General features: G+C 45.1%; 8 protein-coding genes. 7 read left to right on the forward strand and 1 reads right to left on the reverse strand.

All coding sequences use genetic code 11. The features are described from left to right. The 7 genes from cpaB to MUP17_10220 all read left to right on the forward strand — a co-directional run. Positions 1-579, forward strand: a 579-nt coding sequence (cpaB, locus tag MUP17_10190; protein ID MCJ7459350.1) for a Flp pilus assembly protein CpaB, incomplete at its 5' end; no start/stop codon positions are given. 48 nt (positions 580-627) lie between these two features. Then, positions 628-1,746 (forward strand): pilus assembly protein N-terminal domain-containing protein, encoded by a 1,119-nt coding sequence (locus MUP17_10195; protein MCJ7459351.1) that lies wholly within the window; start codon positions 628-630, stop codon positions 1,744-1,746. A gap of 258 nt (positions 1,747-2,004) precedes the next feature. After that, a complete protein-coding gene (locus MUP17_10200; GenBank protein MCJ7459352.1) occupies positions 2,005-3,063 on the forward strand; it encodes a pilus assembly protein TadG-related protein in 1,059 nt (352 codons plus the stop codon). A gap of 144 nt (positions 3,064-3,207) precedes the next feature. After that, complete coding sequence (locus MUP17_10205; protein MCJ7459353.1) at positions 3,208-4,368, forward strand: response regulator; 1,161 nt, start codon at positions 3,208-3,210, stop codon at positions 4,366-4,368. A 19-nt stretch (positions 4,369-4,387) separates the two neighbouring features. Continuing rightward, on the forward strand, positions 4,388-5,737 hold the full coding sequence (locus tag MUP17_10210) for a CpaF family protein (GenBank protein ID MCJ7459354.1): 1,350 nt from the start codon (positions 4,388-4,390) through the stop codon (positions 5,735-5,737). A gap of 14 nt (positions 5,738-5,751) precedes the next feature. Next, positions 5,752-6,723, forward strand: coding sequence for a type II secretion system F family protein (locus MUP17_10215; protein MCJ7459355.1), 972 nt, complete (start codon positions 5,752-5,754; stop codon positions 6,721-6,723). A gap of 8 nt (positions 6,724-6,731) precedes the next feature. Beyond that, complete coding sequence (locus MUP17_10220) at positions 6,732-7,640, forward strand: type II secretion system F family protein (protein MCJ7459356.1); 909 nt, start codon at positions 6,732-6,734, stop codon at positions 7,638-7,640. Between the two features lie 928 nt (positions 7,641-8,568). Here MUP17_10220 and MUP17_10225 read toward each other — a convergent pair. Further along, positions 8,569-11,502 (reverse strand): FlgO family outer membrane protein, encoded by a 2,934-nt coding sequence (locus tag MUP17_10225; protein ID MCJ7459357.1) that lies wholly within the window; start codon positions 11,500-11,502, stop codon positions 8,569-8,571. Positions 11,503-11,864: the final 362 nt, after the last annotated feature.

Consider the following 11,864-nt stretch of genomic DNA (forward strand, 5'->3'; position numbering starts at 1 on the left):
GAGCCGATACTGGATTCAAAGCTCTCCTCCAAAGGGGGAGGTCTTTCTCTTTTGATCAGCAAAAACATGAGAGCTTCGTCCATTCAGGTAGACAAGGTCTCCGGGGTTTCCGGCTTCATCCTCCCCGGTGACAGGGTGGACGTTATTTTAACGGCTCGCCGTCCCGGAGGAAGCTACGATGACGCCATTGCTAAAACCATTCTCCAGAATGTGGAGGTTTTGGCGGCAGGAGAAAAGACCGAACAGAAAGAGAACAAAGTTATCACCGTTCAAGCAGTGACTTTATTGGTTGATCCTGACGGAGCTCAAGCTTTAGCCTTAGCCTCCAATCAGGGGAAACTTAATTTGGCTTTAAGAAATCCGACGGATGAGGACACAGTGAAGGTTGGCTTGCTCAGCAAAAGCGGAATGTTGAAAGGAACCTTCGAACAGAAGCCTGAACCCAGGGTAGTTTATAGAGTCAAGGAGGTGTCGGCATCGAAGGCGCCGACAAAACCTGACACGATGATAATTATAAAGGGAACCAAGAAGAAGTCGGAAACTCCAGCCATGCCTGAAACGAAAGAGGAAAATAAGTAGACGCTAAAGAGATTTTTTCTTAAAATACATTTACAAGAGGTGATCAAATTGAGAAAAAGAGCCGAGGTTACGAGGGGCAGATTTTTAGTTCTATTTACATTGCTTCTTCTTTTTGTCTTTTTCCTCCCCCCCTTATCCGCCCAGCAGCAGTTATTAAGAGTGGTAAAAGGGAAATCCATAATTTTGAATTATCCGGAGAAGATTCAAATCGTTTCTATAGCCAATGAAGAGATAGCAGACGTGGTGTCGGTTACGCCCACAGAGCTGGTGATTATTGGTAAGGGGGTAGGAGTTACTTCTCTGGCGGTGTGGGGGGAATCCAAAAAGCATACCATGTATGATGTCAAGGTGGAGCGCAATATCTCTGGACAGCAGGTGGTATTGGAAGTGAAGGTGGGCGAGGTTAATAAATCTGCGTTAAGTGCGTATGGACTTGACTTTCTGCTACTCGACCGTGACGTCAAGCCGGGCAAGGAGTTGACGGTGGGTACATATGCCGGACAAGCAACTTCTCCGGACCAACACAGTCGGGAACTGTTGGCTCAAGACGGAATCACCGCAGTGATAAAGTGGTTGGGAAATAAGGAAGACTTATCCACCATAATTAAAGCGCTGGAGCAAAAGGGTGACTTGAAGCTCTTGGCCAATCCTCAGCTTCTCACTTTGAGCGGAGAAGAGGCAAGCTTTTTGGTGGGTGGGGAAATCCCCGTCCCCGTGGCTCAGACAGTGGGTGCTGGAGGGGTTCCTTCCGTGAGCATTCAGTGGAAAGAATACGGGACTAGGTTGCATTTCATTCCCACCATCGTGGATTCCAACCTGATCAACTTGAAGATCTCGCCGGAGGTGTCTAGCTTAGATTATGCGAACGTGGTTTCATTCGGAGGTTACATTATCCCAGCCCTTCGCACACGCAAGGCGGAGGCTACCGTGGAGCTGAATTCCCAGCAGTCAGTGGTCTTAGGTGGCTTGTTTTCCTCAGAAGAGTCCAAGACCATAAAGAGAGTTCCAATTTTAGGTCATATTCCCATCCTGAATCTTATCTTTAGCAGAAGGGAGACTACCAAATCCGAGACCGAGCTTTTAATTATAGTTTCACCTAGGATAATAAACTCTGTAGCAGAAGAGACTATTCCCCCACTTCCGGGGGAAGAGGAAGTGAAGAAGTAAACCCTTGACTTGAGAAGAGAGAAGAAAACAGAGAAAAAAGGATGGCAAACTGCGAAATGCAGATGGCATCATGCAAAGTAAAAAACGCATAAGGGTGGAATTTAAAAAAAGGATAGTTGGATAAGAAGTAGTGCGGAGCCTTAGATCTTGGGCTTGATTTGTTTGGCAAATTTAGAGATGGACGTTGAGCACAGTAAGATGGATGATTCAAAAATGAGACCTTTGAAAGGACTGCTAAAAGACAAAAGAGGGGCAACTATGATAATGGTTGTCGTTGCCATCGTGATGATCTTTGGCTTTGCGGTTTTAGTTATCGACATGTCTTTGATTCAGTTAGCCAAGACCCAGCTTCAGAATGCGGCGGATGCCTCCGCCTTAGCTGGAGCGACGGCGTTGGCGATCAGCACTGGTGATGAAGCCACTGCTGTAGCCGAGGCCAGAGCGGAGGCGATAAGAGTGGCTGGTCTCAATCTGGCGATTCAGGATATTCAGCGTCCGGTGGTTATAGGCGACGATGATGTGGACGTCGACTACGATTCGGGTACGGTAACGGTCAAAACCCATCGCAGAAAAGCTACTGGTGACCCGGTGACGCTCTATTTCCTCAGGGTGCTCGACCCATTGTTGGAGAACAAAGGAGAAATGGCTGCCACAGCCACAGCCAGGGTTATGCCCATCTCTGGAGTGAGTTGTGTTCGGCCCTGGTGTATCCCCGACAAATGGGCGGATGCGGATAGTGATCATATATGGGATCCGGGCGAGTCTTATGACCCCAATATAACCGGCTATAGAGTCCCGGATGACGTCGGAGATCAGGTGATCATACAACCAAATAAGGCTGACAAGTGGGAATCGGAATGGTACTTTGAAGTATGCTTTCCACCGATAAATGAAGGCAATCCTCGAACGGATCTATATAAAGAATGGATAGTAGGCTGTTACGACCCTTCCATTGTCGTTTCCATAGGAGACTTACTCTATAGATATCCTGGTCACAGGGTGGGTCCGACAAGTCAGGGAGTTGAAGGTTTAATCAATCAGGATCCTGGGGCGGAATGGGACCCAGTTACAAACAGGGTTATAAATTCTGCTTTCCCAGTGAGCCCCAGAGTGATAAAATTGGCTGCTTTTGACCCTACCTTAGGTTTACAGCCCGGGCCACCACAACATCTGGTCGTATCCAAGCTCTTGGTGCTTTTTGTCGAGGGTCACAATGCGGCTGACATAACTGGTCGATTTATGAAATTAGTAACAGAGGGTGAACCTTGCCCGGAATGTCCGGAAGGCTTCTTAACCACAGTGACTCTGGTAAGATAATGACCTTACGCTGATTGTCCATCTCTCCGCTTTTCGAAGAAGGGAGAGGTGTTTTAGGAGTGTTAAGTTTTTAGCTTGTCCAGGTAATCTGAGCTACCTAAGAGCAAACGCTCCTAAATGGACTTTTAGTAATAGAGGAGAATTATGGCAGACAGGCTCTCAATAATAATAGTGGACTCAGATAAGTCTATCCGAAAATCAATACAAATCCAGCTTGAGTTGATGGGTAATGTGGAGCTGTTTCTAGCTGCCCCAAATACTGATGAAGTCTCGGAAGGTATCCGGACAAAAAAACCAGATATTGTAATTCTAGAGCTGCCTAAGGATTCCAGCAGGACCCTAAGATGGATGGAGCAGATAAAGTTGGAGCTCCCGGAATCTGCCATATTTGTCAGCTCGTTCGAAAAAAATCCCGAGCTGGTTATCTCCGCCATGAGAGCTGGTGCCCAGGAGTTCTTCAGTCGACCTATAGATGCCAATGAGATAAAAGAAGCCATAGAGAAGGTAATCAAAATCAAAGGACAAAAAAAAGTTCATGCAGGTCAGAGAGGCAGAATAATATCAGTATTCAGCAAGAAAGGGGGAATGGGAGTGACCACTTTGGCGGTCAACCTGGCGGTTGCTCTCTCTCAGGTCACGGATACGAAAACAGCTTTGATTGACTTAGACCTCCAGCTTGGCGACATCACCAGTTTCATGAATCTATCACCTGAGTATAGTATAGTCGATGTGTTAAACCAACACGGTGAGGTTGATCCGGGGAAGCTCCAAAGCTGTATGACCCGTCATGAATCAGGGGTTTTTGTTCTGGCCGAGCCTAAAAACCCAGCGGATTCGGAGAATATCAGCTCTTCTCAGATAAATCAAATTCTGCAACACTTAAGATCGATATTCTCCTACGTAATCGTTGACATGTCCCACAAATTTGATTCCAAAAATCTCGAGGTCTTTGACCTCTCAAATACAGTAATCTTGGTTACCGTTCCCAACATTTCTTCCGTTAGAGCGGCTAAGAAAGTTTTGGGAGCGTTTCGGGATTTAGACTATGTTCGGGACAAAGTTAGGCTGGTGGTCAACCGCATAGACAAAAGGGATCCTATAAAACCTGAGGAGATGGAAAAAACGCTTCATCACCCGATAAGCTGGATGATCCCCAATGATTATCCCATGGTGATTGAGGCGATCAACACAGGAATCCCCCTGGTTAGCCGTAAAGGAACTTCCAAGGTGGCGCAAAGCATCAAAGAATTGGCTAATCATATACCTGAATGGAGCCTAAGCTTCCATATGGAGAGGAAACCATAGTTTAGAAGAGGGTAGCTGCATGAATTTGCGAGAGCGATTTGGGATTAGAAAAAAGCAGGAAGCTGAACCAGGTGAAAAGGAGAATCCAGGGACAGCTCCGGTGGTCAAGCGGGATAGTTTTCAAGAGTTAAAATCTAAGCTGCAGAAGAGGCTTATTGATAGCTTGGATTTGACGGCTTTGACTGCTCTGGATAAGAGCACTTTACGAGGGCAGATAAAAGAAGTATTAGAACGATTTCTCTCGGAAGAAGATTTCTTTTTGAGCCAGGATAACAAGGATCGGCTGATCAGAGAGATACAGAGCGAGACTCTGGGCTTGGGTCCAATTGAACAGTATATGCACGATCCGTACATCTCCGATATTCTGGTGAATACCTGCAATCAGGTATATATCGAAAAACGAGGCAAATTGGAATTGACTGATACTAAGTTTAAAGATGATAATCATCTTCTCCTGATCATAGATCGGATTGTATCGGAGGTGGGACGAAGGATAGATGAATCCACTCCTATGGTGGATGCCAGGCTTCCCGATGGCTCTAGGGTAAATGCCATAATTCCTCCTTTAGCTCTAGACGGACCAATTCTTTCCATTCGCAGATTTCGTGTCAATGTGTTGAGCATGGAGGATCTTTTGGAGAGCAAGTCCTTAACACTGTCCATAGCGGAATTGCTAAAGGGGATGGTGCGATGTCGGCTTAACGTGTTGATCTCTGGCGGGACTGGTGCGGGAAAAACCACCCTTTTGAACATCTTATCCGCCTTTGTCCCCCTGGATGAAAGAGTAGTAACTATCGAGGACTCAGCCGAGCTGAAAATGCAGCAGCCTCACGTGGTAAGGTTGGAGACTAGACCACCCAACATTGAAGGAAGGGGGGGAGTGACGCAGAGAGATTTAGTCCGCAATGCTTTGAGAATGAGGCCAGATCGAATTATCATAGGCGAAGTTAGAGGTCCTGAGATATATGATATGCTTCAGGCGATGAACACTGGACATGATGGTTCCTTAAGCACGATTCACGCCAACAGCACCCGAGACGTGCTTCTCCGGTTGGAGACTCTGATGCTTCTGTCCGGGATTGAGATACCCGAGAAAGCCGTCCGGGAGCTGATCAGTTCCGCCATCAACGTAGTGGTCCAAGTCACCCGATTCAGCGATGGCAGTCGCAAGATCTCCAGCTTATCTGAGATTGTGGGAATGGAAAGGGAGACCATCACCATGCAGGAGATATTCTACTTTGAGAAAACTGGAGTGGGTAAAGATGGGGAGGTTTTGGGAAATTTCCGACCATCTGGTATCCGGCCCAAGTTCATGGAAAGAATGATGAAATCGGGCATCCATCTTCCCACAGAACTCTTCAGTCCTTAAAAGGCAAACAGTCTATGTCATACCACATCGTCCTGGCTGTATTCGCCTCCGCTTTCTTAAGCGTGGTGGCAGTCTATCTGCTATTCAGTGAGAAAGTAGGAAGGCAAAACCGGCGAGTAAGGGCCAGATTGGAGGCACTGACTTCGGAGATCCCACGAGAAAATGGAGTGGTCTATCCTATCTTGAGAGATGACACCTTAAGCGGTATTCCCTACCTACATCGTATACTCTCCAAGTTCCGATTCTCCGGGAAACTTCAGCATCTCATAGACCAGTCTGGCTTACCCATTAAAGCCGGTGCTTTGGTATTAGGGATGCTATCTTTAGGAGGACTGCTATTTCTTCTGGTTATGAGTTTCTTGAAAATATTCCCTTTGGCTTTAGCTATGGGTTTTGTCGGTGCGATTTTGCCTTATGCTTACGTTCAGAGGAAGAGAGGAAAAAGACAAGAGGAATTCGAGTCCCTTTTGCCCGAAGCCATTAATTTGATGGCCAATGCCCTTAAAGCTGGATTTTCCCTGGAATCCGCTTTGAGCCTTGTGGCAAAGGAAATTCCCGACCCGGTAGGAATTGAGTTCGCGATCGCTTTTGAAGAACAGAACTTAGGCGTGGCCTCCTCTGAGGCTCTGTCTAATATGGGGAGGCGAGTAGAAAGTGAGGATTTGGAACTTATGATAACAGCACTTTCAATTCAAAAGAAGACCGGTGGTAATTTAGTGGAGATATTAGAGAAGATAGCTAACACCGTAAGGGAAAGGTTCCGCCTGAAAAGAGAGGTCAGAATCTTCACCGCGCAAGGAAGGTTTTCAGGATTTGTATTAGTCGTGCTTCCCATAGTCGTGGCCGTGGTACTCACCGCGCTCAATCCAGATTATCTGAGGATCCTTCTGGTGGAAAAGGTCGGTAACTACTTGTTAGGCGCCGCCATATTTATGCAGTTAGTGGGTATTTGGGTGATACGAAGAATAGTGAATATCCGAATTTAAGGAGTGCCATGTCTATTTATCTGATTATTGGTTTTGTTTTTCTGGCAGTCTTCCTTTTTTCCTTTGTGCTTTTGTATTTCCTTTCCAGATCCAAAGATCCGGTGCATCTTCGTTTGAAAGATTTGGCGGGAGCACCAAAGGGGGAGGAAGAAGAGAAAAATGCGATTCCTTCCCTTAAAGGAGTCTCTAAGCTTTTGGGTTTGGGCTCTGAACAGGCGGCTGGCATAAGAACTTTGCTAGCTCAGGCGGGATACCGTGGTCGGCAGGGCGTCTTCAACTATTATGGACTTAGACTTTTCGGGGCTCTTTTCTTGGGTATACTGAGTATCTCGTTATCACTCTATTTTCACCTTCAGCCCGAAGTGGTAGCTCTTCTTACGATAGCAGGGGTGTTCGTTGGAGGATGTCTACCCTGGTTCTGGGTCCTTCACAAAGTCCGCCAAAGAAGAGAGCAAATCAGAAGATCCGTCCCCAGTATTCTGGACTTGATCGTAGTGTGCGTGGAAGCGGGTTTGAGCCTGAATGCGGCGATGCAGAAGATAACGGAGGAAACCAAGAATAGTCATAAAGCTTTAAGCGAGGAACTTTTTTTGGTTAATCAAGAGATTCTAATTGGTAAGACCAGGGCTGACGCCTTTCGGAACTTAGCTCGAAGAACCGGGGTGGATGAGCTTCGGTCTCTAGTCGTAATGTTAATACAAACGGAAAAACTGGGAACCAGCATCGCAAATTCCCTGAGAGTTCTGGCGGACTCAATGCGCGTGAAACGCCGCCAGCAGGCTGAAGAAGCTGCTCACGAAACCCAGGTGAAGCTGGTATTCCCATTAGTTTTGTTGATCTTTCCCGAGCTTCTGGTGATACTGGCTGGTCCAGCAGTGATCAATCTGATCAAAACCCTCATGGAGATGGCGAAATAGAGAGAGTAGAAAAGGAGGTGAAGAGGAGTGTTAATAACTGTCATCCTAATTGTAGTGGCTGTGATTCTGGGCATTTCGTATTTTCTTAGGAAGAGTGCAAGACTGAAGAAGCACGCTAAGAAAGCTCTGTAAGAAAATTCCACAATTGCTGAGGATATCAAATATATTAGTCTGAGGGGTGAAGCCTGCCTGGTTCCGGCGGGGATAATATATTTTAATTAGGACTCCCAAGGGCTTTTTGATTCGGTTCGGTCTTAGGATATTTTCAAGAGAAAAGGATGGTTTAGGCTATTCCAATTCCTTAAGTGATTCTGCATTAATAACTGGCATCGCTTTTGTTTGTTGACCAATGTGCGGGAAGAGATCTCTTGTCTTTTGTAATTCATTAAGCATCATGTTTGCATTCTTCGGCATTCACTTGCAAGCTTCCCCCCCCAACAAAGACCCTGCCCAAATCCTTTGTCAACCCTTACGCAGAGAACAGCTTTCAAGCCATTGGAAAAACCAGGATGTGCTTTGAAAACTCAATTACTAAATGAAGTGGTCGCCAAAAGATAGATTACAGAGAATCCCACTTTGGCTAAAGTGGGAATTTTTTTGCTTGACAAGCCGACTATTAGGGGGTGAAATTACCCCTGAAGTGAAATAAATTTCACTTTTAAAAGGAGAGGTGAAATACTACATCTGGGTTCGAACCGGCACTAAATCTCTGAGGAATGCAGTTATGAATCAGATCACTCAAGTAAGGTTTGCTTGAAAAAACACCTATTGATTCTCTCAGTCAAACATATTATTGAATGTAAACGGGTAGGGGGGGGCTACCCCCTCCCCCTGTTTCAATTTTGTTTCAATTGGGATTAGGTTATCGTGGGTTTCTATGGGTATTTCATTGATGAAATGAATGCACTCGTAGTACCTTAACTCTTATTTACGTTTTCCCCTTCAGTCTTTGTAGCCTTTCCTTTGCATCTGCAACTTCAGGTATCCCCGGGTCAGCATTTCTCAAGATATCCAGAAACTCCTCATATTTCTCAATCGCCTTATCAGTCCAGCCTGATTTATCGTAAGCTAATCCTAAAAGATAGTAAGCCATCACGCCTTTCAACGTTTCTCCTGCCCTAATATCATCATATCTTAAAAGAGCTTTCTCCAGCACGCTTACTGCATCACTCAGGTTGCCTGATTCTAAGTAGGCTTTGGCAAGTAGATAGCGCAACCAGAAGTATGTGGTATTGGCTTCCTTATACGCTTTTTTGTAGTAGTCTACAGCGGCCGTTTTATTTCCTTTGGCCAGTTCAATGGAGCCCGAAGCATTCCAGTAGAAGAACATTAGGGCTGGACCCTTTTCCTCGATGCGCTTTTTTAAGGTGCGGGCAACTTCCTCGGCTTTAGCAATATTCCCGCTCGCCACTAAAATATCGACTAAATAAGGCCGGAGACCCACCGGGTCATCGGGGTAGGCCCGGTCGAAAACCTCCTGGGTCAGTTCAAGCTCCCTTAAAGCCAAGGGATAGTTTCTTAAGGCCTCGTAGGCGGCAACTTTGCACCAATACTTATCGGCAAGAGTCCAATCTTCTGTCTTCTCCATCTGGTCAGCCGCAATCCCCTGGTCTAAGATTTTAAGAGCCTGATTAAACTTCCCCTGATAGAGAGGGATATAAGCCAGATAAGTCCTCCCTTCTGACCGAGTGCGTTTATCACTGCAAGAGGCAAGCTCTTTATAGCAGCTTTCAGCTTTAGGATAATCTCGTTTGAATAGATACATATGCCCCAGCTTTGACAGGGACCTATAGAAGTCTGGTTTTATCTCTAAAGCCTTTTTGTAAGAGTCAATTGCCTGGTCTAACTTCCCGTTGTAGGCATAAAGATTGCCTCTTGTATCATAAGGAAGGGCTTCACCCGGAGCTAAAGCTATATATTTATTAATAGCCCAAATTGATTTCTCATAGTCTCCGCTGTCATCATAAACATAGGCAAGTATCCTATAAGCACCCCTATAAAGGGAATCCATCTCAATGGCTTTGCTAAGACAATGAACTGCTTCTTGAAACTTTCGCAAGCTGCGATACAATTGACCTAACAATAAAAACGCCTGCTTCTCATCCGGATAACGTTCTACAAGCTTTTGCAGTACTTTAATACACTGAACTCTATTCTCTGATGCAATTGCTTCCCAAGCTTGAATATACATTTTCTCCTTCTGGCTAACCTTATCAGAGTATTTTACTGCTTTGGCTATTAATTCTTTTAACTCGGGGTCGCCTACATTATATGCAATCGAAGCCAACCCTAAATATGCCATAGCAAAAGTGGAATCATATTCTAAAGCTTTCTTGTAACTCTTCTCTGCCTCTGCATAGTAAAGTTTACTATTGTAGTCCTTCCCTTCCAGATAGTAACGATATGCCTCCTGCGAGTGGGTGGTAACAGTTGCCACCTTAGGAGTTTCCTCTTTCCCCGCTTGAGCGGGAAGGGAGAGGTCTTTCTTGATTCCCAGCGCCAGTGTGTCAACTAAGGAGAATATATCCTGTTTTGTTTGCGCCATTATTCTCTGAGATGCTATCACCTGCCCACTCTTCACATCCACCAACTGAGTGGTTATTACCATCCTCGGTTCCACTTGAACGATACCGCCTAATACCATCCATTTAGCATTGGCTTTATTGGCTACTTCGGAAGCAACATTCTTGTCTATGATTTTGGCTCCTTCCTTTCCCATCAACTTCAAAATATCATATAATCTCTGACTCGAAATAACTCTCATATATTGTGATTCTGAAAGAGAGGTTATCAAGAGATTAGTTACTATCTCACCCAACCTTCCCTTATCCTCTCTATCCACCAAATTCTCAAAATACATTATAGCTAATGAGTTTTCCTTGGCTACTGCACCTTTTTCAGGGGCTATTTCAAATTTGAAAGGTTTCAGAATTAAGAAAAGTAAAACTAAGATAAAAACCACTGAGGCAGGAATTACAAAAGGCAGAAGTCTCCTCTTGGATTTAGGAGCAATAACCTCTTTAGGAATCTGTCCGGTCTTCAGATAATCCAGGCTCTTTCTTTCCCTTCTCAAATCCGCCAACAGTTCATCAGCGTGCTGATACCTATCCTCTCTGTCTTTTGCCAGTGCCTTGGAGACTATATCCTCCAACTTAGCAGAAACCTGATTGTTGAACCGAGCAATCGGCTGTGGTTCTTCGTTAATGATAGAATAGATAACGGCTGCCTGATGTTCTCCACCAAAAGGTAGATTTTTGGTTAACAGTTCATACAAGACAACTCCAAAAGAGAAAATATCGCTTCTCGAATCTACTTCCTCGCCTTGAGCTTGCTCTGGAGACATATAAGCAAGGGTACCTAAAGTCGAGCGGGTTTTGGTGAGCTTGGTGGCTCCTTTTAATTTCGCCAAACCAAAATCCATTATCTTTACTTGTCCACGAGGAGTAAGCATTATGTTATCTGATTTGATATCCCTATGCACAATGCCCTTTTCGTGAGCCATAACTAAACCTTCACATATCTGTATACCTATATCCAAAACCTTTTTTATGGGTAGTGTTTCTTTCTCAATTACCTGCTTCAAAGTCCTACCTTCACAATATTCCATAACTATAAACATCTGCCCTTCAAACTCATCTATCTCATAAATAGTGGTGATATTGGTATGGCTTAGAGCTGATGCTGCTTTGGCTTCGTGAATGAATCTTTCTTTCTCCTCAGACTCAGAGGTAAGGTGCGGAGGTAGAAACTTCAAAGCCACCAGGCGGTCTAATTTAATGTCCTGGGCTTTGTAGACCACACCCATCCCACCTTCACCCAGCTTCTCGAGGATTTTGTAATGTGAAATGGTTTTACCTATCATTTTGCCCTGGTGTGAAAGATTTTTCTCGTGCAGATAATTAAAGGAAAGATTATCCTGTTGTCAACCTGTAAATATGCTGACACCCTGTTCCTGTTCCAAGGCTTCACTTAAGTAAAAGCTCAGGCAATAATCCTGTAGAGATTCTTTCAGGCAGATGTAATTCTGAGCAAGCAGGGGTAGGGGCGGGCTACCCTCCCCTGCCTGTGTCAAATTTGTGCCAACTTGGATTGGGTTATCTTGGGTTTTTATGGGTTATGATGGGCTATCACAAAGTGGGGAACTTTCTGTCTAACTTTGCAATAGCCCATTTCGTAACAAGTTGCGTGAGGTGCCAAAAAGGGTTCAAATCCCGTCACCCACCC

The sequence above is a fragment of the Candidatus Zixiibacteriota bacterium genome, from assembly GCA_022865345.1.
Taxonomy (GTDB): domain Bacteria; phylum Zixibacteria; class MSB-5A5; order MSB-5A5; family RBG-16-43-9; genus RBG-16-43-9.